Origin of the sequence: Nocardioides sp. Bht2 (assembly GCF_047308515.1) — a bacterium.
Taxonomy (GTDB): Bacteria; Actinomycetota; Actinomycetes; order Propionibacteriales; family Nocardioidaceae; genus Nocardioides.
In genome coordinates, this window is record NZ_JBLBWI010000022.1 from 33,287 (window position 1) to 57,654 (window position 24,368).

The following is a 24,368-nucleotide window of genomic DNA, read 5'->3' on the forward strand; positions in this document are numbered from 1 at the left end:
CTGGTTCGTGGCGGTTGGCAGATGCCAAGACGGGCCGGAGCATGGCTAGCTCCGGCCCGTCCTGGGGGTGTGGTCAGCTGATCAGCAGATCTGGCCGATCGACAGGTGGTTCGACATGTCGGGGTCGTCCAGGACCCAGACCAGGCCGAGCAGGGCCGAGGTGTAGCTGTACTGCTGGAAGCCGAAGACCTCGCCCTTGGCTGCCGTGGTGAAGACGAAGCGACGCTCGTCGCCCAGCGGGGCCATCGCCTTGCCGGCGATCACATTGCGGAAGTGCACCTCGATGTACGGCTTGTTGCTGTCGGCCAAGGCCCACTTGGTCGGCTCGCCGGTGAAGGAGAGGCCGGCCGGGTTGATCAGGAAGCCGTCGAAGTCGGGAGCGTTCTCATGGATCCACTCCACGATCTCGCCCTCGTGGTTCGAGACCAGGTGCACGGTCTCGACGTTGATCGACTCACCGAAGCTGCGCACGAACTCCTGCAGGTCACCGATCGCGGCGCCGCCGTAGACACTGCGGTCGCGGCGGTGCATGTTCGACATGTTGGGGCCGTCGATGACGCCGATCCGGTACCGCGTCTCGCCGGTGCGGATCGAGGCCCAGCGCTGTGGGTCGTAGCCTGCGGAAACCTCAGTCATAGGGTGTTTCTCCTTCTGGATAAGGGATCAGAACTCAGTAGCGGGTCAGGTCGTCGAGCGCGGGCTTGACGTGGGTCATGAACATCTCCAGCTGACGCAGCACCTCTTCGGCCGGCTGCTGGGCGAAGTGGGAGGGCATCACGACGTACTCGGAGGGCAGGCGCTTCCATTCCGAGATGAACTTGTCGCGGACCTGCTCGATCGAGCCGGCCATCCACAGGCCGCAGTTGGCGATCGCGTCAGCCGGGTCGCCCTCGATCTTCATCGGCGTGGTGCCGGTGTAGAGGTCCTGGAAGATGTCGAGGTCGTACTTGAGGATGTTCTCCCGTGCCTCGGCCTCAGTCTCGGCGATCTGCATCCACCGGACCAGGGCCTGGTTCTGCCCCAGCTTGTAGTTCAGGCCTGCCTCGGCGGCACGGTCGACGTAGGCCTGGCCGAACTTCTCGGCCGTCTCGATCTTGGAGAAGTAGGAGGGGATGTAGCCGCGCGGACCACAGAACTCCACCGTCTCCAGGCTGGCGTTGCTGGCCACGAAGACCTGCGGGTGCGGCTTGGTGTACGGGCTGGGCACCACGCTGACCCGACGGATCCGGTTGTCGTCGTCCATCTCACCGGGGGCGCCGAGCTCGCGGGTGGCGGACATGCCCCACTCGATCCCGTCGGCGTAGGGGAACGGCACCTGCCAGCGGCCGTCCTTGCGCTCGATGCTGTCCTGGGTCCAGCAGTCGACGACCAGCCCGATGTTCTCCTCGAACATGCTCCGGTTGATCGAGTCGTTCTCGTACTGCGCCTTGAGCTCCGCTTCGCTCAGTTCGGCGCGCTGCTCGGCGGTCAGACCGGTCGGCGACTTGGTGGCCTTGGAGCCGTAGTTCTGACCGATGACGTCGGTCCAGCGCTGCTGGTAGCCGCGGGAGAAGCCGGCGAAGGTGCGGCCCTGGGTGATGTGGTCCACCATCGCGATGTCTTCAGCGACGCGGAACGGGTTGTGGGTGGTGATCGTGTAACCCAGTTGGCCGAGCCGGATCTTGCTCGTGAAGCCGGCCCAGTAGGCGTTGAGCATGCCCGGGTTCGGGCCGACCTCGTAGCCCTCGGAGTGGAAGTGGTGCTCGATGCCGGAGACGCCCCACAGGCCGAGCTCCTCGCAACCCTGGATCAGGCCGGTCATGTCGCGGATCGCCTGCTGGTACAGGTCGGAGTCGCGGCCGATCGGTGCCTTGGCGATCCGCTCCTCGCGGGTCGCCGGGAGCTGCGGGTAGAGCTGAAGAATGACCTTGACCATTGTTTGCGTCCTTCACTTCGGAGAGCCGATGCTCGGCTCCGGTGTGACTGACGTTACGAAGCAGGCGGGGGTCGGTTCTTCGGCTCAGCACCCAAACAAATCCCGGGATCGGTGTGGCTGTGCACAGTGCTGGGAAGCGCGGAAATGGCGACGGCCGTGGTGCGCCACCCGAGACGCACCACGGCCGTTAGAACGGCTCAGTTCCGAGCGTTCTCCCAGACGATGTCGGCACATTTGCCGGGAGTCTGGCCCTTCGGGATCAGCCCACTCTCGGTGAGCCACTGCGCTGACGCATCGACGGTCGCGCAGTCCACCGTGGTCCCGAAGTAACCGGCCCGGTCGGTGGTCATCGCGGCGATGGTTCCGTCATTGGTCGTCGGTGCGTTCTTCTTGAAGATCGCAGCGGCCTTCTCGCTGTTCTTGGGATCGTCGAGCCACGCGATGGCGTCTGCGATGGAGTCGGCGAAGCGCTCCATCTTGTCGCTGGATCCCGTCAGTGACTCCTCCAGCGCCCACGCACCGTGGCCCAGCCAGGTCGAGACGATGGACTCGGTCTTCAGATCGACCAACGGCTGGCCGACCTTGATCACCTCGACCGCGTAGGCGGCCGCCGTGTCCTCGGCGATGAACGCGTCGACCTGGTCCTCCTTGAGGGCGTTGGCGATCGCCTCACCGCCACCAGCGGGGACGAAGGTGACGTCCTTCTCCGACAGGCCGGCGTCCTTGAGCAGCGACAGCGCGCCCGTGTGGCTCTCCGCGCCCAGCGCCGCGACACCGAGCTTCTTGCCCTTCAAGCACTCGATCGGCTTCGGGTAGGGCTGGTCGGCCTGGGCGCAGGAGTCGAGCAGGTCGTTGGCGGCGATCAGGGTGTAGATGGTCTCGGGGATCGTCGGGGTGAGCAGTTGCAGCTTCTGCCCTGCAGCGCGGGCCGACATGGCGCTGGTGCCGCCGTTGATCATCACATCGATGCTCTTGGAGTTGAGCGCCGAGAGCATCGTCGGACCCGACATCAGCGAGGTGAGCTTGACGTCGAGGTCGTTCTCCTTGAAGAAGCCTTCGGACTGGGCGACCCAGATCGGCATGCTGACGAAGATCGGGAAGGTACCGACGTTGAGCTTGCTGGACGACGTCTCGTTGCCCGAGTCGCCGCCGCAGGCCGTCATCGAGACGACCAGGGCCGCCGCGCTGAGGCCGACCAGAGGACGGCGGATCAGGCGGCGGGTGAGCTGGCCCAGGGAGGGCTTCTTCATAGGAACTGCTCCTTCTGATGGGTGGGAAAAACGGGGTCGCCAGTAGGCCCGCGGAGACGGTCGATGTCGGGTCCGAGGGGAGGAGACCGGCGTGGGTCAGACGGGTGCGGCCGCCAGGTGGTTGAGGCGGTCGACCGAGAGCGCCAGCTCAAGCCGGACAAGCGACCTGGGGTCGGCCAGGTTGCTGAGACCGAGGATCTCGGCGATCCGCTTGAGTCGGTAGCTGACGGTGTTGGGATGGAGATGCAGGCGCTTCGCGGTCTCGCTCACGTTGCAACCGGCGCCGAGGTAGAGCGCCAGCGTCTCGACCAGCCCCGAGTTGCGTTGCCGGTCGTATTCGTGGAGCGGGTCGAGGATCTGTGCCGCGAACGCATGCAGTTCGTCGGGCGCCGTGGAGCCGAGGAGCAGCCGGGTCAATCCGAGATCCTCGATGGTGACGGCGTTGCCGGGAGTCTGCGACCGCTCGACCAGGTCGAGGAGGGCCACCGCTCGGCGGTAGGAGTCCTTGTGGCGTTGGAGATCGTCGTTGCGATCGCCGACCGCGACCGAGACGACGGCTGCACCTGCATAGGCCTGGAGCTCGCGTCGGAAGTTCTCGGAGAACCGCTGGATCTCAGCGGCAGTGTCACCCAGGTGCAGGACCACCAGGTGACCATCGTGCTCGGCGACGAAGAGCGCGCCCCGGCTGCGTCGGACGAGGCGTTCGGCAGCGCTCAGCAGGGCGCGACTCACGCCGGTTGGGGGCTGGGCCGCCGTGGCGCCACTCCCGACCCGAGCTGCGAGCAGCCAGAGCGGCTGGGTCAGATCGACGTGCCAGCGTACGCGCGCGTGAGCGATCAAACCGTCGGAGTCCGGCGCGGAGGTGAGGAGCTCGTGGATGAGGTCGCCACGGAGCCTGCTCTCGGCGTTCAACGCGGCCCACTCCTGTTGCAGCCGGAGGCCGACCAGGGTCGGTGCCAGGTGGAGCATCCCGGCGACCTCGGGTTGGGAGAGCAGGTCGTGGGGGCAGGCGATGGTGACCGTGCCGACGGTGCCCTCACCGAGCACGATCTCCCGGACCAAGGGCTGGGCATCGACGGAGTCCGCAGCCGCGGCCGCTGCAAGTTCGTGACCGTGGAGGTCGTGGACACTGATCGAGGCCCCGGTGCTCGCGCTGATCGCGGAGATCAGTTCGGCAAGGCTGGTGCCCTCCAACATCCGTCGGTGCCACGCGTCCAACTCGCTCATGATCTGCCGGTGCGACCGGCAGCGGGTCTCGAGGGCGGCCACCGATCTCCGTTGCTGCTCGGCATCCGCGCGGTGGCCGAGCGTGTCGGCGTGGGTGTCGATCAACAGGCCGGCCAGGTTGAGCAGGTTCTCGGCGTCAAGGATGAGTTGCTCGTCGAAGCAGATCTCGTGGTCGCAGTAGATGTTCACGACGTAGCGCACGCCGTCTGCTGTCTCCAACGGAAGGCAGAGCAGGGAACGGATGCCTTCCTGCTCCGTGCCGTGCTCCCAGGACGGCGGCATGGTCACCGACGGAGCCGACGCGACGACAGGTCGTCGCGAGCGGTAGGCGCGACTGGTCGGCGTCTCGCCCCGGCTGCCGCTGAACGTCAGCATCGGAAGCACGGTGAGAGTGGTGACGTAGTCGTGCGACATGCCGCTGGCGGCGATGATCTGGAACTCGCCACGTTCCTGATCCGGCCGCAGCACAAGGCCCATGTGGTGCCCGGTGACCTGGGCGACCTTGGCAACGGTCAGTTCCAGCAGCTCCGCCAGGGGGACCAACGCGCGAGCCGCAGTGGCGACCTCCGCCGCTGCCGCGACGGCGTCATGCCGGTGACCATGGGATTGGCCGGGTGCGCGGTCGATGCCGAAGATCATGGCGCCCACCTCTTCCTCGCTACCGGATCCACGTCGTCGACCGCTCAGGTCGATGCGATCTCGATCACAGTAGGGAGGGTTCTAGAGGGCGACGTGTCTCATTCTTGCGACGGATCGCGGCCCACGGCGGGCTGGCCGGGCCTGCTCAACGGAGGCCGGCGAGGACTTCGTTGAACGCTTCGGTGCTGGACGGATGGGTCCAGATGCCGTCGCGCAGGGCGGTGGCTGGGACACCGCCTCGGATCGCCAACGCCACCAGGTTGATCAGCTCGGGGGAGTCGATACAGAAGAGGGTGGCGCCGAGGATCAGTCCGGTGTCGGCGTCGACGACGAACTTGATCAGGCCGTGGGTCTCGCCGACGATCTTCGGTCGCGGCATGGCGGCGATCTCGGCGACGGGTCTGCTGAGGACCTGGACGTTGAGCCCTTCGGCTTCGGCCTGGGTCTGGCTGAGGCCGACCTGGGAGAGCGGTGGCGTCAGGAAGGTCGTGGTGGGGACGGCGATCCGGTCCGTGGTGCGACGCTGCCCTGATCCGGTGAGCTGGTCGAGGACGATGCGGTGGTCGTCGTAGGAGATATAGGTGAACTGCGGTCCACCGTTGACGTCGCCGACCGCGAAGACTCCGGCTGCGGAGGTACGCAGCTGATCGTCGACGACGACGAAGCCGCGTTCGTCGGTGTCGATGCCGGCAGTTGCCAGCTCCAGATCCTCGGTCGCCGGAGTGCGGCCGGTGGCGAGCAGGACAGCGTCAGCCACGACGGTTCCGCCCTCGAACTCCACGGTGACCTGGGTTCCGTCGTCGACGAAGCCTTGGGCACGGACCCCGTGGCGGAGCTCGACCCCGCTGTCGGCCAAGGTGGAGGCGACGGCGGCGGCGACGTCAGCGTCGTCGTGGGGGAGGAGCCGCGCACCGCTGTTGAGCAAGGTGACGGTCGACCCGAAGTGGGCGAACATCTGGGCGAACTCGAGACCGATGAAACCGGCGCCGACGACGGCGAGGCGCGGTGGCAACGGTTGTACGGCCTGCAAGGTGGTGGAGTCGTAGATGCGCGGACCGTCCACTCCGGGCAGCTCGGGGCGCGCGGGGCGCGTTCCGGTGTTGACCACCACGGTCTCTGCGCGGACCCTGAGCCGTTCGGCACCCGCACGCACCTCGACCTCCCGCTCGCCGACGAACCGGGCCTGACCATCGATCACGGTGACCGCCTCGACCTCGGCCAACATGGCGTGGTTGCGGGCTCGCAGCTTCGCGGTGAGCCCGTCTCGTTGCGCCACTGCGCCCGCGAACCAGGCCGCCGCGTCGTCGGCGGGCCGGCGGCGCAGTTCGGCCTGATGGATCAACGCCTTGGTCGGCACGCAGGCGATGTTGATGCAGGTCCCGCCGTACATCTGCGAGGAGCGTTCCACCATCACCACGCTGCGCCCTGCTGAACCCAGGGCGCGAGCGATCGACTTGCCCGCCTTGCCCCATCCGATCACCAGTACGTCGGCCTCGATGAGTTCCATGTGTTTCAGCCTACGGGCGGAATCGCTTCAGCGGAGGGGTGCCGTGTTCCGTGCGGGACGTTGGTGGTGGATCGGGCCCCGGGTCTCGACCAATGGCTCACCGGAGCCGCCCCAACGGGCGGCGATGATCTCGGCGGCGATGCTGATCGCGGTCTCTTCAGGCGTTCGGGCGCCGAGGTCGAGCCCGATGGGGCTACGGAGCCGGGCGAGGTGTGTTGCAGGAACGTCGGCCTCTTTCAACCGGGCAAGGCGGTCCTCATGGGTGCGACGCGATCCCATCGCTCCCACGTAAGCGACGTCGAGTGCCAACGCCAACTCCAGCACCGGGACGTCGAACTTCGCATCATGGGTCAGCACCACCAGCACGGTCCGTTCGTCGATCCGCTGTGCGGCAGCCTCGGCCGCCAGGTAGCGATGCGGCCAGTCGACCACGATCCGGTCGGCGTCGGGGAAACGGACCCGGGTGGCGAAGAGCGGGCGCGCATCGCAGACGGTGACGTCGTAGCCGAGGAAGGCGCCGACATGGGCGACGGCGGTGGCGAAGTCGATCGCGCCGAAGACGATCATCCGGGCCCGAGGGGCCCAGCTCCGGACGAAGACCCGCATCCCTTCGCCGAGCCGCTCGCCATCGGGGCCGTAGCTGAGGATGCCGTTCTCGCCGGAGGCCAACAGGCCCGAGGCATCCGCCTGGATCGCGGCATCGCTCCGCGGGCTGATCACCCACGGGCCACTGTGCTCGTCCTGCTCCGGACGGACGATCAGACGTCGCCCGAGCAGGCCCGGGTCCGGGTGATCGATCACGGTGGCGATGGCGACCGGACGTCCTTCGTCGATGTCCATCTGAACCGCCGACAGTTCGGCGAACGCCGCACCGTCGATGCGCTGGCTGAAAATGTCCAGTTCTCCGCCGCAGGTCAAGCCGGCCGCGAAAGCGTCGTCGTCGGAGTAGCCGTAGCTGTCGAGCTGGGGGACGCCGTCGGCGATCACGCCTCGCAGGCTCTCGTAGACGGCGCTCTCCACGCAGCCTCCGGAGACCGAACCGCGGGTGCTCTCGTCGGGCATCACCAGCATCGAGGCGCCGATGGCCCGTGGCGCGGAACCTCGGACGGCGACCACGGTCGCCAGCCCGACGGCGCCACCGTCGCGGAGTGCGGGAAGTGCTGCCGCCAGCACGGCGTCCATGGGGATTCTCCTCGGCCAACAACGGATGGGAACCGCGTCCGAGTCCTGATCGTGGCCAGGGTCGGCGGCGCCCTAAGGCTACTTGCGTGGGTGACCTGCATCACCTGCTCGTCTGAGATCCGGACGAAGAATTCTCCTAGAGGTGACGTCTTCGTCGTCGAAATCTGCGCTCCCCGCCACTACTGTCGTCGCAGACGGTTGCCCACCACCCGGCACGCTGAGGAGGCTCCGATGAGCTCACCTGTCCACCTGGGAGCGCCACCGAACTGGGTCCCGGTCGAACGCCGGTTCCTGGGGATGGACCGGAGCACGCTGCTGCCTGCCGGGCTGGTCGCCGCGCTGGTGGCGATCGCGATCTGGCTCCTACCAGCGATCGACGGCGCTCTCTCGGTCGACGACCCGGCTCGGGCCGGGGATGTGATTCGGGTGGGCGAGGCGGAGTTCGCACCCGCAGTCGGCTGGAACATCGAGGCAGGGCTACGAGCCGGCAGTTCGACTTCGGGAACCTACCCGGAGAAGGCGGTGGTGACCCGCGGCGGATTGACCTTCACCCTGACCACCGGTGCGTTCGATGGCACGCCGCGCGAACTGGTAGCTCAGTTGCGTAAGAACAACGACCGGCTCGGGCCCAACGCGGTGGCCATCGACTCCAGCATGCCCACCACGATCGTGAATGCACACGGTGATAGAGGCGCGTTGGCTCGCTTCTCCAGCGCCGGATCGGAAGGTCTGATCGGTGCCTTCGTCTTCGACGGCGTAGGCGCCGAGATCGTCACCTATGGGCCAGCTGAGATCGACGACTCCGCGCTGGCCGCCGATGTCGTCGCGATGATCCGCTCCGTGCAGTCGGTGCAGGGCACGGACGGAGGAAACCGATGAACACGGCGCACGACGACAGCGCCGTATCGGCCGCCCGGCAGCGGGTCCTGGCTGATGTCGGCTGGGGCGAACGGGTCGACTGGCGCCAACCTCGGAACGCCTGCCTGTGGATCTTCCTCGCAGTGATCGGCTACGGGCTTTGGTACACCGTGACCATGGTGCGGACCGGGTCCCGGTCCTACGGAGAGCCGCTTGCCATAAATACGGCGATCTTCGCTGCTTACGCGGTGATCTTCTGGTGGTTCACCACCCGGATCGACCGCTACTCACGGCAACCACTGGACCTGCGGATCGCTGCCTTCATCTGGGGTGGCTTCGGAGCCACCTGGACCATCGCGATCCATGCCAACACGGCATTGATCGGTATCTACAGCAAGGTCATCAGCAACAACTTCGCTGTCGCCTGGGGAGCCGGGTTGGCGGCACCCTTCGTCGAGGAGACGGCGAAGGGCGCCGGGGTTCTGCTGCTGATGTTCATCGCCCGCAATGTGGTCCGGACCGCGTTCGACGGATTCGTGCTCGGAGCCTTTGCAGGGTTGGGCTTCGAGATCGTCGAGGACATCCTGTACGCGTTCAACAGCGCACAGGATGATTTCGGAGTGGACCCGGTTGGGTCCAGCCTGGACACGTCCTTGTTGCGCCTCGGCACTGGGTTCACCTCGCACATCCTCTATTCGGCTGTCTTCTGTGCCGGGGTCGTCTACCTCGTGGGGACCGTCGCCGAGCGACGACGGGTCGGCCGTGGGCTCGCCCTGTGTGCGGCTGCGATGGCGCTCCACCTGGTCTGGGACAGCACTGCGGCGATCGCGCAGGGCAACGGTCCGGTCGTGCTTGCTCTGCTGGCAGGCTCGGTGTTCGTCGCGTTCGGCGTCGTGTTGGTCGCCTTCCGGCTCAGCGTGGCGGCTGAACGTCAGGCGATGCGGGAGTTGATGGCTCCTGAGGTCGATGCCGGGCGGCTGACCGAGGAGGAGCTCGAGGCGCTTGCCGGCTCCTGGCGCCAACGCCGAAGCTACCGGCGCAAGGGTGGGGTGCGCGACCGCCGACGTCGGAGCCACCGGCTGGAAGCGGCTCACGACCTTGCCGACGCGCTGGGGGCCGCCCGGGGCGCGGAGACGGAGCGGGTGAGCTTCGCACGCTCCGAACTTGCCCGGTTCGAAGCGTCGACCGAGACGTAGTCAGAGCTTCGGCGGACGCGGCGGGGCTGGGAACGTCGGTACCCGGCCGCGGGTTCCGTAGGCGTTCAGCGTGGCCGACAGAGTGGTGGCGAAGGATCGTTCGGCGTCCTTGTCGAAGCCGAGACTGGAGGTGAACCAGTACATCGGCGTATCCACCTGCAGCACGATCGCCAAAGTGCCGTCGGCCATCGGCGTGACCGAGACCCGGAGCCGGAGGAGATCGTCGACCTGAGGTAGTTGGTTGCCGAGTTCGATCACCAGGTTGGGGTTGGCCAGGGGCGGCGAGATCGGGATCTGGAACTCGCCGGGGCCACCGGTCGCCTTCGACTCGAAGAGCGCGGCCACGTGGTGGATCGCCCGCACGCAGTCGGCGGCCGAGGCTGCGGTGTTGACGGTGAGGCTCATCTGCTGTTCGCGGCGATGAGCGCATCGAGCGTGTTGTAGTACTGGCGGGCCTTGCGGCGTGAGGCTTCGCTGCCTGTCTCCAGTCGCTCACGCCGGGTCTGCGTCAACTCCAGCGTGATCCGGAGGTGGAGTTCGCGCTCCTCCATCCGGGCGCGCTGCTCCACCAACTCCTTGCGCAGCGCTTTCCAGCCCGCTGAGGAGAGCTGGTAGATCGTGATCGCGGTGCCGACATGACCGGCGAGCTTCCAGCCGATCTTGACCGCTTTCCAGACGTGCGCGCCCTTGCCTGCTGCGATGACGTCGGTGGAGAGGTCGCGCGCCTCCTCGGTGAGCGAGGTCAGCCCCAGCCGGGCGAGTTCGGTGGCGGCGGCCGCAGGGGCGTTCGGATCCCACACCCAGGCGTCGTCGTAACGGAAGACCGGACCCTGGCCAGGAGTAGGCACCGAAGGCAGGGAACGCTGCGGGACCTCGTACTCGCCTGCGCCGGACTCGGTCCAGTCCTGCCAGCCGTCGGCGTCGACGGTGTGCCGATGGTCCGTCACCTGGACGAGATCCTCGGGCGAGGTCAGCCGGGTCAGCGCCAAGCCATGCAGCGCCGAAGGCAGGGTCAGACGCCAGTTCTCGTCGTCGATGCGTGCCGCTTCACCACCGAAGCTACGGGCCAGCTCGGTGGGATCGAAACCGTTGGCGGTCGTGGCCACGACCGTTTGTTCGTCGCTCACCGCTCGAATGTAGCGCGTGCTGTGAGCCACGTCACTGGTCCGGGTGGCGGGGTTGATCGGCCCAGAAACGGTCCGGTGTCGCTGTCACACATGCCACCATGCCGCCATGGGGTTGACGCGGGGCGGGTTCTGGAGGCGGCTCAGCGGCGGGATCTTGATGATCCTCCTCGCCGTGGTGGTGCTGCTGTGGCCGATCATCGCGGCGGCCACCGCAAGCGTCTCGCCGGCCTACTGGATCGGAACAGCTCCTCGTGATCTGGCTCTGGAGGCGGACACCACCTACGGCATCTATGTGGTGGACGGCGCCAACAACGGTTTCTCCATCTCCTGCTCGGTCTTCGAAGCGGCGGGGACGCCGCTGGAGCTCGAGGAAGGGCACCTCGCTTTCAGCCTCCCCGAGGACGAGTCCTTGATGTACGAGTTCAAGAGCGCCGCGGGCCACGTCACCGTGGTCTGCACCGCTACCGACCCGGTCTACGTCGCCCAGGTCCCGAACGAGCGAGCGGCATTGATCGGCGTCGCTATCGGCGTTCCGCTGGCCAGCGTCGGCATCCTGTTCCTTGGCATGGCTCTGACCGGGCGGAGGCGAACCGCGTAACGCTGCAGTTCGGTTCCATCTGACGGGAGGGCGGCCGGTCGGCGACTGGCCCACCTCCTAGCCTCCGCTGGACGGAGGAGGACTGAACGATGGCCGATCTTGCCACCAACGCACGTCTGATCGAGGCGGTACGCCAGTTGATGACGGCGGCGGCGACCAGCGAGGTGCCGCCCGATGAGCTGCAGCAGATCACCGCCAGCATCGGCGACCTGACCGGACGCCTGGCCAAGGAGACCCGTCCGACGCCGTTCCGCTCGCACCTGGATCTCGCTGCGATCGATCGGGTCCGGGCCGGCGAAGCCTGGCCGTTGTGGACCCACAACCCGCTGGCGATCCCGCTCGACATCAAGGTCAGTGACGGCGTCGCCACCAGCGACCTGTTGGTCGCGCCGCTCTACGAAGGGCCGCCCGGTCTGATGCATGGCGGGATGAGCGCAGCGGTCCTGGACTCGTTGCTCGCGGTGCTGGCGCAGGTCCAGCGACGTCGCGTGGTGACGGTGCGGCTGGAGATGTCCTACCTGGCCCCGATTCCCTTGGGCTCCACCGTTCACCTGGTCGGCGAGATCACTGCGAGCCAGGGGCGTAAAACCACCGCTGTCGGCGAGATCCGGCTCCCGGCCGGTGACGACGGTCAGGTGATCGTCGCGGTCCGTGCGGAGGCACTGCTGCTGGAGATCCCCGGCGCCCCGGACTGAGCGACTCGCCGCGTCACGCAGACGGCACAGGGCGACTGGCCGCTGTGCTCACCCAACGAAGAGGAGTTACTAGTGGTGCACCTTGCACTCGTCACCGGCGCCAGCCGCGGAATCGGCCGGGCGATGGCTCGTCGTCTGGCCTCGGAGGGGATCGCTGTCGCGGCTGTCTCGCGAACGCTGCGCCCCGGTGACGGCGCGCTCTCGGGCTCCTTGGAGGAGACGGTCGAACTGATCCGCGCGGACGGTGGTACGGCGGGTGCGTTCGCCGTCGACCTGGGCGACCCGGACCTCGACCGGGTCGCGTTGATCGCCCGGATCGAGGCCGAGATGGGGCTCACCGTGGACATCCTGGTCAACAATGCGGCGGCCGCACGCCAACACGGCAAGGGATTCGAGGAAGCGACGCGAAGGATCTTCACCGAGACGGTGGAGACGAACATCTGGAACACCTGGGACCTGATGAAGGCCGTCGTGCCGGGGATGCGCAGGGTCGGTCACGGCTGGATCGTCAATCTCTCCAGCCGGATGGCCTCACCGCGGGTCGGCCCACCGTTCGCGCCGCACCCCTTGCGCGGTGGGGTGCTCTACGGCGCGACCAAGGCAGCTATCGATCGGCTCAGCACGGGGGCTGCGCTGGAACTGCACCCCGACAACATCGCGGTCAACACCTTGGCGCCCAACCGAGGCGTCGCCACGGAGAACGCCAACAACTTCGTGCCCGGCTGGCCGGCCGAGCCGGAGGAGACGATGGCGGAGGCGAACCTGTTGCTCTGCACCGGCGACCCGCAGGTGCTCACCGGCCGGGTGGCCTACAGCCTCCCGCTGATCAAGGAGTTCAACCGCCCGGTCCGCACCCTGGACGGGCGTGAGCTCGTGACCGGGTGGCAGCCGGACGAGATCGATGAGCGTTCGCTGCTGCCGGAGTACCTGGTCTATGCCGAGTCTCCGGAGTTCCCGCGCGACCTGTTGGCGAAGACCGGACAGCTGTGAGTCGGCCTCGTCGTGGGCACCGGGGGAGGCCCGCGACGAGCCGGCAGGGCGAGGGGGTAGCCTGCTGAGGCCAGTCGTACTCCGTCAGGAGTCAGGGAATCCGGTGAGAATCCGGAACTGACGCGCAGCGGTAAGGGGACGGGCGGGACACGTCAGCAATGACAGCCACTGGGCCATCGGTCTGGGAAGGCGTTCCGTTCCGGTTGAACCGAGTCCGAAGACCTGCTGGCCCTGGCGACAGCCGTCGTCGGGTCACAGCGGACTCCGCGTAAGGGTCCCCGACTCAGATGGTGTGCAGTGACTTCGGCGAAGCGTTCCCGGCCCGACCAGTGTCCCGGTGTCCTCCGGCCCTGGCCGGCCGACGACGGCCTGCTGGTCCGGCTGCGCCTCCCCGGCGGGCGGGTGGCCTACGCCGCGTTGCTCCGCCTCATGGAGATAGCCGAGGAGTTCGGGGACGGGGCAGTCCATGTCACCACCCGGACCAACCTGCAACTGCGGGCGCTGCCCGCCGCAGCGTGCGGGCGCCTGCTACCGGATGAGGTCGAAGCGGCGCTCGCGGACACGGGGCTGCTGCCGAGCCGGGCCCATGACGTCGGTCGCAACATCCTGGCGTCGCCGCAGACCGGACTCGCGGGCGGTCGGGCCGACCTGCGTCCGGTCGTCGCCGAGTTGGACCGCCTGCTGCTGGCAGACGCCGAACTCGGCACTCTCAGTGGGCGTTTCCTCCACGTGCTCGATGACGGGCGCGGCGACGTTCTCGACCGCAGCTGCGACCTGGGCCTGGTGGCGCTGGACGCAGAGCGTGGCCAGTTGCGCATCGGCGAGCACTGGGGCGAGGTGGTCCGGCTGCCCGAAGCTCCGGCCCGGTTGGTCCAGTTGGCCCGGGAGTTCCTCGCCGTCCGCGGCGGTGGCCCCCAAGCGCCCTGGCACATCCGTGAACTGCCGGCGCTGTTGGCGCCGCCGCAGCCCGCCGACCCTGAGCTGCCGCAGGCGTTGGCACCGCTCCAGTACGGCCCGGTCCCTGGCGGAGTGCATGTTCCCGTGCCGCCGATGGGCCTGCGCCGCGACCACCTCCGCTTCCTCAACGCATCCGAACTGGTCGTCACGCCGTGGCGTGGCGTCCTCGTCCCCTGGGAGAGCCGATGACCAGCCCTCGCCGACCTGATCGGCACTATCCGTACATCGACCGTGGCCCGGCGATCTACCTGGACTCGTTCGCCACCATCCGGCGGGAGAGCGACCTTTCGGGTGTGCCCGCGAGCGCGGAGAAGCTTGCGGTGCGGATGATCCACGGCAGCGGGCAGACCGATCTGGTCGACGACCTGGTGGTCGACGACCGTCTGGTGCCGGCGGCGCGGGCGGCGTTGCAGGCCGGCGCGCCGATCCTCTGCGACGCGACGATGGTGGCCCGGGGGGTCACGCCCAGCCGGTTGCCGGCCGACAACGAGGTGCTCTGTTTCCTCAACGAGGCAAGGGTTCTTGGCCTCGCCACCGAGTGGGGGACTACCCGTACGGCAGCCGCCGTTTCGCTGTGGGAGCCGCATCTGGAGGGTGCGGTGGTCGCGATCGGGAACGCACCGACGGCCCTCTTCCACCTCTTGGAGATGCTGATCGACGGTGCCCCGAGGCCCGCGGCGATCGTAGGTTGCCCGGTCGGCTTCATCGGTGCCGCCGAGTCCAAGCAGGCGCTGGTGGACTTCGCTGTGGAGCAGGGGATCGACATCCCGTTCGTCACTGTCCGCGGACGTCGCGGCGGATCGGCGATGACCTCGTCGGCACTCAACGCGATCGCGCAGGAGGAAGAGTGACGACCGGACGGTTCGCGGGCGTCGGAGTGGGGCCGGGTGACCCGGAACTCCTGACCCGTAAGGGCGCACGTCTCATCGAGAACGCCGATGTGGTCGCGTACCACGCTGCTGCCGGCAAACCCTCGAACGCGCGCAGGATCGCCGGCGAGCTCTTCGCTGCGGGCGTGGTCGAGGAGGAGTTGACCTACCCGGTGACCACCGGGACCACCGATCACCCGGGTGGTTACGAGGGCGCACTCGCCGATTTCTACACCGAGTCGGCGGCCCGGCTTGCCGCCCACCTCGACGCCGGGCGCAACGTCGTGCTGCTGTCCGAGGGAGATCCGCTCTTCTACGGCTCCTACATGTACATGCACGACCGGTTGTCGGCCAGCTACCCCACCGAGATCGTGCCCGGGGTTCCCGCGTTCCTGGCCGCGACCGCCGCCGTCGCGCAACCCCTGGTCCGGCAGACCGACGTGCTGACGGTGCTGCCCGGGACCCTGCCGCGCGCAGAGCTCGCACGTCGACTGGCGGACACCGATGCGGCCGTGATCATGAAGCTGGGAAGGACCTTCCCGGCCGTGCGTGCGGCCCTTGCCGAGGCTGGGCGCTTGGACCATGCCTTCTATGTCGAGCGCGCCTCGATGCCCGAGGAGCAGTGGCGCCCCGTGGCCGAGGTGGATGCGGAGACCGTGCCGTACTTCTCGCTGATCGTGGTCACCGGGGACAGTCTCAACGGTTCCCGTAGCCGGGTCGCGGCGGCGGTCCGTGACGGCGGTGTCGAACAGAGCGGTGTCGAGCAGTCCGGTGAGGGCGGCGGCACGCCGGTGACGGAGCTGCTGGTCGTCGGGCTCGGTCCAGGGCCCGACCACTGGCTGACGCCGGAGGTCGCTGCCGCGCTCGGCGAGGTGGAGCACGTGGTGGGCTACGCCCCCTACGTCAATCGGGTGCCGCAACGCGAAGGGTTGACCCGGCACGCGAGCGGCAACACCGTCGAGGTGGATCGGGCGCGGGACGCGCTGGAGCTGGCACTTGCCGGTGAACGGGTCGCTGTGGTCTCGGGCGGGGACGCCGGGGTCTTCGGGATGGCGGCCGCCGTCTTCGAGGCTGCTGAGGACCCGCGCTTCGCGGAGGTACCGATCCGGGTGCTCCCGGGGGTGAGCGCGGTGCAGGCGGTGGCTGCACGCGCGGGTGCGCCGATCGGTGCCGACTTTGCCGTGGTCTCGCTCTCGGATCGGTTGAAGCCGTGGCCGGTCGTGGAGAAGCGACTGCGGGCGATCGCCGAGGCGGACCTGGTGCTGGCGATCTACAACCCGGCGTCGCGGAGCCGCACCGAGCAGATCGCGGTGGCGCGCACGGTGCTGCTCGAGCACCGTGCGCCCGAGACCGTCGTCGTGGTCGGTCGTTCGGTGGGCCGCGCTGGGGAGTCGATCGAGGTGACGACGCTGGCCGAGTTGGACCCGAGCAGCATCGACATGTCGTGCCTGGTGCTGGTCGGCGCTGCCTCGACCCGGGTCTCGACGGCCGGGGTCTGGACCCCGAGGTTCGTGCAGTGACGGTTCATTTCGTGGGCGCCGGGCCGGGTGCAGCGGACCTGCTGACGGTGCGGGCCACGCGGTTGCTGGCCGAGGCGGAGCTGGTGCTCTACCCCGGCACGTACCTGGACCCCGAGGTGTTGGCGCACTGTGGTCCCGATGCGCGACTGGTCGACACCCAGGGGCTCGATCTCGATCAGATCACCGCGGAGTTGGTGACGGCGGACCGAGCCGGACATGCCGTCGTCCGGCTGACCTCCGGGGACCCGTCGCTCTATTCGGCGCTACATGAGCAGACCCAACGGTTGGCTGTGGCCGGCGTCGCTTGGTCGGTGACGCCGGGTGTGCCTGCCTATGCGGCCGCCGCGGCGACCGTCGGCAGCGAGTTGACCGTCCCGCTGGTGGCGCAGTCCGTGGTGCTGACCCGTACCCAGGCCCGGTCGACGGCGATGGGGAGCGGTGAGTCGCTGACGACGTTCGCGGCGACCGGGGCGACCCTGGTGCTGCATCTGGCGATCACCCGGATCGCCTCGCTGATGGCGGAGATCGCGCCGGAGGTGGGCGAGGACTGTCCGGTGGTCGTGGTCTACCGGGCCAGTCAGCCGGCCGAGCAGGTGCTGCGGGGCACGGTGGCCACCATCGCGGAGCTGGTCTCCCGCGCCGATCTGCGGCAGGCCGCGGTGATCCTGGTCGGGCGGGCGTTGGCCGGCGGCGTGGGGGAGTCGTACCTCTACAGCGCCGACCGTGACCGGGAGGCGAAGCGCGTCGCCGAGAAGCAGGGCGGCGCGTGGTGATGGAGCTCTACGAGGCGATCGGACGGCGTCGCGACACCCGGGCGGAGTTCACCGGCGAGGCCCTCGACCCGGAGGTGTTGCAGCGCATCCTGGGTGCGGCGAACCTGGCGCCGAGCGTCGGTATGTCGCAGCCCTGGGTCTTCGTGACGGTGCGGGAGCAGCCAACATTGGATGCGTTCCGGGACCACGTGCTGGCGGAGCGTGACATCTTCGCCGCAGATCTGGTCGGCGAGCGAGTCGAGACCTTCGCGAAGGTGAAGATCGAAGGCATTCGCGAGTCCGGGCTGGGGATCGTCGTCGGCTATGACCCGACGACTGCGGGCGAGCAGGTGCTCGGCCGTCATGCGATCGCCGACGCTGGGCTCTACTCGGTCTGCTTGGCGATCCAGAATCTGTGGCTCGCGGCGACCGCCGAGGGCGTCGGCGTCGGGTGGGTCAGCTTCTATCGCGAGGAGTTCCTCGCGGAGTTGGTCGGCTTCCCCGCGCATATCCGCCCGGTCGCCTGGCTCTGCGTCGGGCCGGTCGCCGAATTACCGGAGGTGCCCGACCTGGAACGGTTCGGCTGGCGTGGGCGGAGTCCGTTGGAGGCCGCCCTCCACGCCGAGCGCTATCAGAGGTGACGGGGCTTTGCAGACCGGTTCAAAGCCCGCGGCCTCGGCGCGGTCAGCGGCGCCAGGTGCCGCGGCGCCGGACCAGTAGCGGGGTGCGTCTCGATCTCCTCGGCACGCAGCGCGTCCATGCTCCAGATGACGATGGAGCCGATGACGGCAGCGGTGAGCGAGACGCTGAGGAAAATAACGACTTCGATCATGACGGGCCTCCTTGCCCTCGAAATTCCGTTACAAACCTGTATAGTTTTGTGTAGCGAAATTAGCAAGGGGTCTGGCGAGGGTTCTTGCGGTTTACCTGATTCGAGGGGTCCGATGGATGAGTTCAGTGTCGGAGAGCTGGCGGAGCGCACCGGGCTGACCCCTGGTGTGCTGCGGACCTGGGAGAACCGCCACGGATTCCCGGAGGGGCGCCGCAAGGGGTCGGGGCATCGGCGGTTCACCGAGCGTGATGTCGAGGACGTTCGCCAGGTGTTGGAGGCCCGGGCCGCGGGCGTTCCGCTGCGGCTGGCGATCGACACGGTGCGTTCCCAGCGCGGCCAGCTCGACTCGCCTTCGCTCTTCGCGCAGTTGACCGCCTCGTTCCCCTACCTGCAGCCACGACGTCTCTCGCGCAAGGTCCTGGTCGCCCTCTCGCACGCTATCGAGGACGAGTCTCTGGGGCGCGGTGGGGCTGCGTTGGCGCTCGGGGCGTTCCAGACCGGTGACCGGTTCGGGGAGTCGGCGCAACGCTGGCATGAGTTGGCCCGCACCGCCCTGTGGGCGGCCGTCGTCGGTGAGTTCGAGGCTGAGAGCGACGCGGCTTCAGCGGGTCCGGGTGCGGGCGGCCCCCCCGGCGCTCCCGTTCTGGTGCAGCTTCCGCCCGGCGCCCCGATGCGCCGGGAGTGGTCGGTGGTCTGTCTCTCGCCGGAGTTCGCGGTGGTGCTCGCTGCCTGGGAGGTGCCCGCCACCGGGGCCCGGGACTACGAAGCGTTCATCTCCACGGACCGTGAGGTGGTGATCGCTGCCGCCCGGAATCTGGCGGGCGTGGTTGAGGCGGCCGGGACGCCTGTGCCGGAGGCAGCGCGCAAGCTGTTGGCCGAGACCACCATCGCCCGAGCGGGCACGTCGGCGCTGGACACCGAGCGTCTCTTGTTGCGCGCGATGTCGTACCTGAGCTGAGCCGACGGGTGTGCGTTCGGGCGCGCCGCTGCTGCCTCGGGGGACCGTGTGGTTCCGGAGGAGCGGGCTGCTTGTAGTCGAACTGGTTCAGGTCGACGACCGTCGCGACGGTGGCGATGGAGCCGTGATGCGGTGGTCGAGCTTGTCGAGACCTCCAATGTCGAGTGTGTCCTGCGCTTCTGCGATGGAGCCGAGTGCCTTGGCCTTCCGCTGCCTGAGCGTGTCCACATCTCCAGCGCGGCGGAGCTTCCGGGTCAGCTCCGCGACCCGGCGTGCCTTCCACCCCGGCACCTCCAGGAGTTCGACCTTCACCCACAGCCGCGGGAGACGGTGGTGCAGATCCAGGGCATCCGCGAGCAGGGACATCGCACCCTGGCGGGTTGAGGTTCGCGGCGACCGCGAACTCCTCCGTGGGCGGGTCGGCTGCTGCTCAGGCTCCACGCGAACGCAGCAACCGCCGGAGTACCTGAACCACCAGGACCTGATCTCGACAAGCTCGATCGCCGGTGATCATGATCTCGACAAGCTCGATCGCCGGTGGCCCGTTGGTCGAGCTTGTCGAGACCCGTCCACCACCGGGTTCAGCACGCACCATTGCTGAGCCAGCTACCCCAGCCGCCTGCAGGACGGCCTGTGGATCGTGCTCGTCGCGGCTGCCGGTCGGACCGTCGCCCTCCTTGGGAATCGTCGGCCCCTACCTTCGCAGCGCCTCGGCGAGCGCCGTACGGCTATGGATCTCCAGCTTCGTATAGACGTGGCGGAGGTGGTACTCGACGGTCTTCGGACTGAGGAACATCGCGGCTGCTGCCTGTTTGGTGGTGTTTCCGTCGGCGAGCAGCCGGGCCACCTGGAGCTCTTGTGGGGTGAGCAGGTCGATGGTCCGGTCGCTGCGCCGGTGGGCGTGCTCGCCGGTGGCCCGCAGTTCGCGGGCGGCCCGCTCCGACCAGGGCTCCGCGCCGAGGTGCTCGAACGTCGTCAAGGCGGCGCGAAGCGCGCCCCGAGCATCGGTACGCCGCTTGCTGCGGCGCAGGAGTTCGCCCAATGCCAACTGGGTCCGGGCCGTTTCGAACTGGTCGGAGAGGGCCTCCTGCAGGAGCAACGCTCGGCGGAGCCCGGCCTCCGGATCGACGGCTACCAACGCAGCGGATCGCTCCGCGCGAGCTAGCGCCCATCGGTTCCCCGCCTCCTCAGCGCGCTGTCGGTACCTCCGCGCGACCGAGGCTCCTTGATCGACGTCGCCCAAGTGGAGCAAGGCATCGACGATCTCGGGGGCAGGGCTCGCCTCAACGTGACGGAAGCCGATCCGCGTCACGAACTGGTCGATCTGCTGGAAGTGGGCCAGCGACGCCGTGGGATCGCCAGTCGCCAGGGCAAGATCGCCTCGTGCCCAGGTTGCCCACACCGTGGCGAGATGGACGTGATGGCGAGCCGCCAGGAACGCTGCCTCATCGGCGTGTTCGCGGCAGAGCGCCCCGCCGCTCCTCGCCTCCAACCACGCCAGACCCGCCAACAGCATCGCCAGATCGGTGGTCTGACCCGACTCCCGGGCCAGCGCGATCCCCTCCAGGTACTTCGCTCGCGCTTCATCCCAACGGTTGGTCAGCGTTGCGTAGCGGGCTACCGGGAGCAGCAGCCCGGCCAGGGCACCGAGCGCCGCGCCGTCGCGTAGCCGTTGCTCGAACCGGGCGACCAGCGCCCGGGCGGACGGTGACCCGTCCCGCGTGAAGAGAGGGCCCATCATCAACCAGGTCGGGCGGAGTTCGTCGTCGCCGACCGACGTCGTCGCCAAGGCGGTCGTCGCTGCCCCGATCGCGGCGAGTCCGTCCTGACCGGCCAGCACCTGCGCGATCCCGCCGATAAGTCTGGCGCGCACCGCCGTCCCCGGTGTGCAGCGTCGGACCAGCGATTCGATCGTCGGGGCCCGCCGCATCGCCATCGCGGTGTCGCCGAGATAGAGGCATGCCTGGACCAGGTCGCCTGCTGCCTGGGCCGCGGCGTCGGGGTCGACCGCGACCAGGCTGGTGAAGGCGCGGTCCGCCAGATCACGGCTCCGCTCCAGTGAGCCCCAACGTTGTTCGACGACGGCACGTACCGCGTCGACCTTCGCTCGATGCCGCGGATCGCCTGCCTCGTTCGCTGCCTGGTCCAGGAGCGCCGAGGCGCGGGAACCGCGTCCCGCCAAGGTGGCGGCCTCACCAGCGGCCAGCAACCGGGCCGCGCGAAGCCCTCGCGACGGCGTCAGGGTGGCGGCTGCCTCGAAGGCCGACGCCGCCACCGAGTACGCGCCCCGCGCCAACGCCCGGGTGCCTGCGGCGGCGACCTCCTCGGCCACCTCGGCGTCGAGCCCGACGGTACCCTCCGCCAGATGCCAGGCGCGGCGGTCGGCGTCGGTGGTCTGGGCGGCGATCGCCAGGTGGGCGTCGCGGCGCTGTTGAGCGGTGACGACGGCAGGGACGCTGGCCCGCGCCAACGGATGACAGAACTCCACCCCACTCGCGCCGAGGGTGACCAGACCGGCCAGCTCGGCCGCGCGAAGATCGTCGAGCCCGAGACCGAGCGGTGCCAGGACGATCGGTACCCGGGTGCTGTCCCCGGCAAGTGCCGCGACCAACAACGCGGTACGCACGTGCGGCGCCAGCGCTGTCACGCGGTGGAGGTAGCTCGCGACCAGTTGGTGTGGGACGGCGACGGTGGCTGCCGGGGTCTGGGTCTCCAGGACCTCGACGGTGCGGGCAACCTCGACGACGGCCAACGGGTTGCCCGCCGTGGCGCCCTGCACCCGAGCCCCCAGCGCCGCCGAGATCTGGGTTCCGGACCGGTCGCGCAACAGCGCGGTCACCTCCGCTGCACTCAGGCCCGTCAACTCCAGGCGAGGTAGGCCGGCGTCGAGGAGGACTCCGCTCAACGGTCGGCTGGCGACCACCAAAGCCAGCCGGTCGGCCAGCACCCGGCGAGCGACGAAGGCCAACGCCTCCGCGGAGGCGCGGTCCAGGGTGTGGGCGTCGTCGACCAGGACCAGGGTGGGGCGTTCCTCAGCGGCGAGGCTCAGCAGGCTGAGTGTCGCGGCACTGATCGCGAACCGGTCCGGAGCAACCCCAGGACCCAACGCCAGAGCGACCTCGACGGCGCGAGCCTGGGGCGCGGGGATCTCGTTGCGGAGCTCCAGCAGCGGACGGAGCAACTGGTCAAGCCCGCTGAAAGGGAGCGTGCGCTCGGCGTCGCTGCCGCGCACCCACAGGGCGGTCACGCCAGTGGACTGCTGTGCCAGCTCGGTGAGCAACGCCGTCTTTCCCTGGCCTGGCTCACCGAGCAGGAGCAGGGCTCCGCTCTCGCTGACCCGTGCGCCAGCGACCAACCGCGCAAGTGCCTGCCGTTCGGCGAGCCTGCCGATGAGCATCTTCGGAGTCTAGGACCGCAGAACCAGGTGGACCACCTGATGCGATCCGGCGTCGAGGTCCGGCAACGTCGGTGTCGACGTGCGCCACCGTGGCGTGCCACCTCGGAAAGGAACGACCATGACCCAGACTCAGTCCGGTACCGGGCGTGAGGTCGACCACGACAAACTGATGAGTTTCGTCTTCCGCGCGGTCGAGGAGGTGGGCTCCGCACTCAACGCCGCGCTCGTGGTGATGGGGGACCAACTCGGCTACTACCGGGCGCTCGCCGAACACGGGCCCAGCACCGCACGGGAGCTCGCCACCCACACCGACACCGACGAGCACTACACCCGTGAATGGCTGAACTGCCAGGCGGCGGGCTCCTACCTGGAGTACGACGCGGAGACCGAGCGTTACATGCTCCCGCCGGAGCAGATGGTCGCCTTCACCGACGCCAGTAGCCCTGCGTACCTTCCCGGCCTCTTCCAGATCGCGCACGGCACCATCCGCGACGCGCCCCGGATCATGGCGGCTGCGCGCGCCGGCGACGGTATGGGCTGGCACGAGCACAACGCCGACGTCCATGTCGGATGTGAGCGGTTCTTCGCCCCGAGTTACCAAGCCCACTTGGTGAACGAGTGGCTGCCTGCGTGCGAAGGGGTGCCGGAGAAGCTGAGCGCCGGAGGCCGGGTCGCCGACGTCGGATGTGGGCACGGTGCCTCCACGATCCTGATGGCGCAGGCCTTCCCCGAGGCGAGGTTCGTGGGCTCGGACTACCACCAGGCCTCCATCGAGACGGCGCGCGAACGTGCTGCGGAGGCGGGGGTCGAGGGACAGATCGAGTTCATCGCGGAGCCCGCGCAGACCGTCGACGGCGAGGGGTTCGACCTGGCGACCACCTTCGACTGCCTGCACGACATGGGAGATCCGGTGGGTGCCGCCCGCCACATCCGGGGCCTGCTGAAGGACGACGGCACCTGGATGATCGTCGAACCGGCGGCGGGCGATCAGGTGCAGGACAACTTCAACCCGGTCGGACGGGCCTACTACGGCTTCTCCACCCTGCTCTGCACCCCGACCTCGTTGGCGCAGGACGTCGGCCTGGCGCTCGGTACCCAAGCCGGTCCGGCGCGGATCAAGGATGTGGTGATGGCGGGCGGCTTCACCCGTTTCGACCTCGTCGCCCAGACGCCGTTCAACAACGTCTTCGCGGTCCGGCCCTGACGACGATGTGCCGGGCGAGCGGGAGGTGCCCCGCCTCGCCCGGCAGCGGTCGTCAGTCGCCTGAGCCGGCGCGTGCTGCCAGGTTGGCCTCGACCTCGGCGCGCCACGCCTCGTTGGGGCGGGTGGTGTCGATCTCGAACTCGAAGCGCTCGGTCATCTCGGGGGTGACGTCTTCGACGTCGACGTAGAACTGCTGGTACCAGCGGCGCAGCTGGTAGACGGGGCCGTCCTCCTCGCAGAGCAGCGGGTTGTCGATCGGGGCCTTGCTGTTCCAGATCGCGACGTCCTGCTCGAAGCCGTACTTGATGAACTTGGCGGTCTTGGCGGCCATGACCTCGGCCTCCTCCGCGGTGACGCCTTCCTTCTGCTCGACGATGACGCCGTACATCAGCACGAAGCTGTTCTCGTCGATCGGGTAGTGGCAGTTGATCAGGATGGTCTCGGTGTCGCCGTCCTCGTAGTGGTAGGTGAGTTCGTCGATCATGAAGGACGGACCGTGGTAGGCGGCGACCGATGTCGAACCGAGGCTGACCGGCCCTGGCCGGGTGCTGCGTGCCCGGATGTCCTCTCGACCCGTTCCGTTCATGTACTGGTAGGCGCTCTGGCCTTCGAAGACGTTCCTGAAGTGGTGCGGGAAGGCGTAGTGGATGTAGAAGAAGTGGGCCATGTCGACGACGTTGTCGACGATCTCGCGG

At 68.5% G+C, this 24,368-nt stretch carries 23 protein-coding genes, 1 pseudogene and 1 riboswitch; of the genes and pseudogenes, 12 read left to right on the forward strand and 12 right to left on the reverse strand.

From position 1 onward, the window contains the following. Nucleotides 1–81: 81 nt before the first annotated feature. From ACLM5J_RS19295 to ACLM5J_RS19320, 6 genes are all read right to left on the reverse strand, one after another. Nucleotides 82–636 carry a type II 3-dehydroquinate dehydratase gene (locus ACLM5J_RS19295; protein WP_413658295.1) on the reverse strand — a complete coding sequence of 185 codons (555 nt, stop codon included), beginning with the start codon at nt 634–636 and terminating at the stop codon, nt 82–84. Between the two features lie 34 nt (nt 637–670). After that, complete coding sequence (locus ACLM5J_RS19300) at nt 671–1,915, reverse strand: LLM class flavin-dependent oxidoreductase (RefSeq protein ID WP_413658296.1); 1,245 nt, start codon at nt 1,913–1,915, stop codon at nt 671–673. A 197-nt stretch (nt 1,916–2,112) separates the two neighbouring features. After that, complete coding sequence (locus ACLM5J_RS19305; RefSeq protein WP_413658297.1) at nt 2,113–3,165, reverse strand: ABC transporter substrate-binding protein; 1,053 nt, start codon at nt 3,163–3,165, stop codon at nt 2,113–2,115. A 96-nt stretch (nt 3,166–3,261) separates the two neighbouring features. Further along, nucleotides 3,262–5,031, reverse strand: coding sequence for a helix-turn-helix domain-containing protein (locus ACLM5J_RS19310; protein ID WP_413658298.1), 1,770 nt, complete (start codon nt 5,029–5,031; stop codon nt 3,262–3,264). Between the two features lie 145 nt (nt 5,032–5,176). After that, the gene (locus ACLM5J_RS19315; protein WP_413658299.1) at nt 5,177–6,538 is read right to left on the reverse strand and encodes an FAD-dependent oxidoreductase; all 1,362 of its coding nucleotides are present in this window, start codon (nt 6,536–6,538) and stop codon (nt 5,177–5,179) included. Between the two features lie 27 nt (nt 6,539–6,565). Next, complete coding sequence (locus ACLM5J_RS19320; RefSeq protein ID WP_413658300.1) at nt 6,566–7,720, reverse strand: XdhC family protein; 1,155 nt, start codon at nt 7,718–7,720, stop codon at nt 6,566–6,568. Nucleotides 7,721–7,951: 231 nt separating this feature from the next. Here ACLM5J_RS19320 and ACLM5J_RS19325 point away from each other — a divergent pair, with 231 nt between their 5' ends. Further along, entirely contained in the window at nt 7,952–8,599 is a 648-nt protein-coding gene (locus ACLM5J_RS19325; protein WP_413658301.1) for a hypothetical protein, read from the forward strand. Further along, nucleotides 8,596–9,774 carry a PrsW family intramembrane metalloprotease gene (locus ACLM5J_RS19330; RefSeq protein ID WP_413658302.1) on the forward strand — a complete coding sequence of 393 codons (1,179 nt, stop codon included), beginning with the start codon at nt 8,596–8,598 and terminating at the stop codon, nt 9,772–9,774. The genes ACLM5J_RS19325 and ACLM5J_RS19330 overlap by 4 nt, the downstream gene beginning before the upstream one ends. Here ACLM5J_RS19330 and ACLM5J_RS19335 read toward each other — a convergent pair whose 3' ends face one another. After that, nucleotides 9,775–10,179, reverse strand: coding sequence for a hypothetical protein (locus tag ACLM5J_RS19335; protein WP_413658303.1), 405 nt, complete (start codon nt 10,177–10,179; stop codon nt 9,775–9,777). Next, a complete protein-coding gene (locus ACLM5J_RS19340) occupies nt 10,176–10,901 on the reverse strand; it encodes a hypothetical protein (protein WP_413658305.1) in 726 nt (241 codons plus the stop codon). Before ACLM5J_RS19340 ends, ACLM5J_RS19335 begins: the two co-directional genes overlap by 4 nt. Before the next feature lie 106 nt (nt 10,902–11,007). On the opposite strand from ACLM5J_RS19340, the gene ACLM5J_RS19345 reads away from it, so the two are divergent. From ACLM5J_RS19345 to bluB, 8 genes are all read left to right on the forward strand, one after another. Beyond that, nucleotides 11,008–11,499 (forward strand): hypothetical protein, encoded by a 492-nt coding sequence (locus ACLM5J_RS19345; protein ID WP_413658306.1) that lies wholly within the window; start codon nt 11,008–11,010, stop codon nt 11,497–11,499. An 89-nt stretch (nt 11,500–11,588) separates the two neighbouring features. Beyond that, nucleotides 11,589–12,194, forward strand: coding sequence for a PaaI family thioesterase (locus ACLM5J_RS19350; protein ID WP_413658308.1), 606 nt, complete (start codon nt 11,589–11,591; stop codon nt 12,192–12,194). Between the two features lie 72 nt (nt 12,195–12,266). Then, nucleotides 12,267–13,184, forward strand: a complete 918-nt coding sequence (locus ACLM5J_RS19355; RefSeq protein WP_413658309.1) for an SDR family NAD(P)-dependent oxidoreductase — start codon at nt 12,267–12,269, stop codon at nt 13,182–13,184. Nucleotides 13,185–13,238: 54 nt separating this feature from the next. Further along, nucleotides 13,239–13,429, forward strand: a riboswitch (cobalamin riboswitch). Nucleotides 13,430–13,481: 52 nt separating this feature from the next. Then, entirely contained in the window at nt 13,482–14,330 is an 849-nt protein-coding gene (locus tag ACLM5J_RS19360) for a nitrite reductase (RefSeq protein ID WP_413658310.1), read from the forward strand. Next, nucleotides 14,327–14,992 (forward strand): precorrin-8X methylmutase, encoded by a 666-nt coding sequence (locus tag ACLM5J_RS19365; RefSeq protein WP_413658311.1) that lies wholly within the window; start codon nt 14,327–14,329, stop codon nt 14,990–14,992. Before ACLM5J_RS19360 ends, ACLM5J_RS19365 begins: the two co-directional genes overlap by 4 nt. Continuing rightward, nucleotides 14,989–16,530, forward strand: a complete 1,542-nt coding sequence (locus tag ACLM5J_RS19370; RefSeq protein ID WP_413658312.1) for a precorrin-2 C(20)-methyltransferase — start codon at nt 14,989–14,991, stop codon at nt 16,528–16,530. The genes ACLM5J_RS19365 and ACLM5J_RS19370 overlap by 4 nt, the downstream gene beginning before the upstream one ends. Beyond that, nucleotides 16,527–17,303 carry a cobalt-precorrin-4/precorrin-4 C(11)-methyltransferase gene (locus tag ACLM5J_RS19375; protein ID WP_413658313.1) on the forward strand — a complete coding sequence of 259 codons (777 nt, stop codon included), beginning with the start codon at nt 16,527–16,529 and terminating at the stop codon, nt 17,301–17,303. The genes ACLM5J_RS19370 and ACLM5J_RS19375 overlap by 4 nt, the downstream gene beginning before the upstream one ends. Then, nucleotides 17,303–17,923 carry a 5,6-dimethylbenzimidazole synthase gene (gene bluB, locus ACLM5J_RS19380; protein WP_413658314.1) on the forward strand — a complete coding sequence of 207 codons (621 nt, stop codon included), beginning with the start codon at nt 17,303–17,305 and terminating at the stop codon, nt 17,921–17,923. The genes ACLM5J_RS19375 and bluB overlap by 1 nt, the downstream gene beginning before the upstream one ends. On the opposite strand, the gene ACLM5J_RS19385 is transcribed toward bluB, so the two are convergent. Further along, on the reverse strand, nt 17,914–18,114 hold the full coding sequence (locus tag ACLM5J_RS19385) for a hypothetical protein (protein WP_413658315.1): 201 nt from the start codon (nt 18,112–18,114) through the stop codon (nt 17,914–17,916). The two genes, bluB and ACLM5J_RS19385, sit on opposite strands and share 10 nt — an antisense overlap. Nucleotides 18,115–18,226: 112 nt before the next feature. Here ACLM5J_RS19385 and ACLM5J_RS19390 point away from each other — a divergent pair, with 112 nt between their 5' ends. Next, nucleotides 18,227–19,072, forward strand: coding sequence for a DICT sensory domain-containing protein (locus tag ACLM5J_RS19390; protein WP_413658316.1), 846 nt, complete (start codon nt 18,227–18,229; stop codon nt 19,070–19,072). An 87-nt stretch (nt 19,073–19,159) separates the two neighbouring features. Here ACLM5J_RS19390 and ACLM5J_RS19395 read toward each other — a convergent pair whose 3' ends face one another. Then, a complete protein-coding gene (locus tag ACLM5J_RS19395) occupies nt 19,160–19,438 on the reverse strand; it encodes a hypothetical protein (RefSeq protein WP_413658317.1) in 279 nt (92 codons plus the stop codon). A 328-nt stretch (nt 19,439–19,766) separates the two neighbouring features. Further along, nucleotides 19,767–22,469, reverse strand: coding sequence for a LuxR C-terminal-related transcriptional regulator (locus ACLM5J_RS19400; protein ID WP_413658318.1), 2,703 nt, complete (start codon nt 22,467–22,469; stop codon nt 19,767–19,769). A 118-nt stretch (nt 22,470–22,587) separates the two neighbouring features. Between ACLM5J_RS19400 and ACLM5J_RS19405 the strand changes: the two genes are divergently transcribed. After that, complete coding sequence (locus ACLM5J_RS19405; RefSeq protein WP_413658319.1) at nt 22,588–23,673, forward strand: class I SAM-dependent methyltransferase; 1,086 nt, start codon at nt 22,588–22,590, stop codon at nt 23,671–23,673. A 52-nt stretch (nt 23,674–23,725) separates the two neighbouring features. Here ACLM5J_RS19405 and ACLM5J_RS19410 read toward each other — a convergent pair. Then, a pseudogene (locus ACLM5J_RS19410) lies at nt 23,726–24,368 on the reverse strand (3-ketosteroid-9-alpha-hydroxylase); the annotation flags it as partial.

Coding starts and splice junctions, on each gene's coding strand:
- ACLM5J_RS19295 (WP_413658295.1), bottom strand. CDS start 636: ATGACTGAGGTTTCCGCAGGCTACGACCCACAGCGCTGGGCCTCGATC.
- ACLM5J_RS19300 (WP_413658296.1), bottom strand. CDS start 1,915: ATGGTCAAGGTCATTCTTCAGCTCTACCCGCAGCTCCCGGCGACCCGC.
- ACLM5J_RS19305 (WP_413658297.1), bottom strand. CDS start 3,165: ATGAAGAAGCCCTCCCTGGGCCAGCTCACCCGCCGCCTGATCCGCCGT.
- ACLM5J_RS19310 (WP_413658298.1), bottom strand. CDS start 5,031: ATGATCTTCGGCATCGACCGCGCACCCGGCCAATCCCATGGTCACCGG.
- ACLM5J_RS19315 (WP_413658299.1), bottom strand. CDS start 6,538: ATGGAACTCATCGAGGCCGACGTACTGGTGATCGGATGGGGCAAGGCG.
- ACLM5J_RS19320 (WP_413658300.1), bottom strand. CDS start 7,720: ATGGACGCCGTGCTGGCGGCAGCACTTCCCGCACTCCGCGACGGTGGC.
- ACLM5J_RS19325 (WP_413658301.1), top strand. CDS start 7,952: ATGAGCTCACCTGTCCACCTGGGAGCGCCACCGAACTGGGTCCCGGTC.
- ACLM5J_RS19330 (WP_413658302.1), top strand. CDS start 8,596: ATGAACACGGCGCACGACGACAGCGCCGTATCGGCCGCCCGGCAGCGG.
- ACLM5J_RS19335 (WP_413658303.1), bottom strand. CDS start 10,179: ATGAGCCTCACCGTCAACACCGCAGCCTCGGCCGCCGACTGCGTGCGG.
- ACLM5J_RS19345 (WP_413658306.1), top strand. CDS start 11,008: ATGGGGTTGACGCGGGGCGGGTTCTGGAGGCGGCTCAGCGGCGGGATC.
- ACLM5J_RS19350 (WP_413658308.1), top strand. CDS start 11,589: ATGGCCGATCTTGCCACCAACGCACGTCTGATCGAGGCGGTACGCCAG.
- ACLM5J_RS19365 (WP_413658311.1), top strand. CDS start 14,327: ATGACCAGCCCTCGCCGACCTGATCGGCACTATCCGTACATCGACCGT.
- bluB (WP_413658314.1), top strand. CDS start 17,303: ATGGAGCTCTACGAGGCGATCGGACGGCGTCGCGACACCCGGGCGGAG.
- ACLM5J_RS19385 (WP_413658315.1), bottom strand. CDS start 18,114: ATGATCGAAGTCGTTATTTTCCTCAGCGTCTCGCTCACCGCTGCCGTC.
- ACLM5J_RS19390 (WP_413658316.1), top strand. CDS start 18,227: ATGGATGAGTTCAGTGTCGGAGAGCTGGCGGAGCGCACCGGGCTGACC.
- ACLM5J_RS19395 (WP_413658317.1), bottom strand. CDS start 19,438: ATGTCCCTGCTCGCGGATGCCCTGGATCTGCACCACCGTCTCCCGCGG.
- ACLM5J_RS19400 (WP_413658318.1), bottom strand. CDS start 22,469: ATGCTCATCGGCAGGCTCGCCGAACGGCAGGCACTTGCGCGGTTGGTC.
- ACLM5J_RS19405 (WP_413658319.1), top strand. CDS start 22,588: ATGACCCAGACTCAGTCCGGTACCGGGCGTGAGGTCGACCACGACAAA.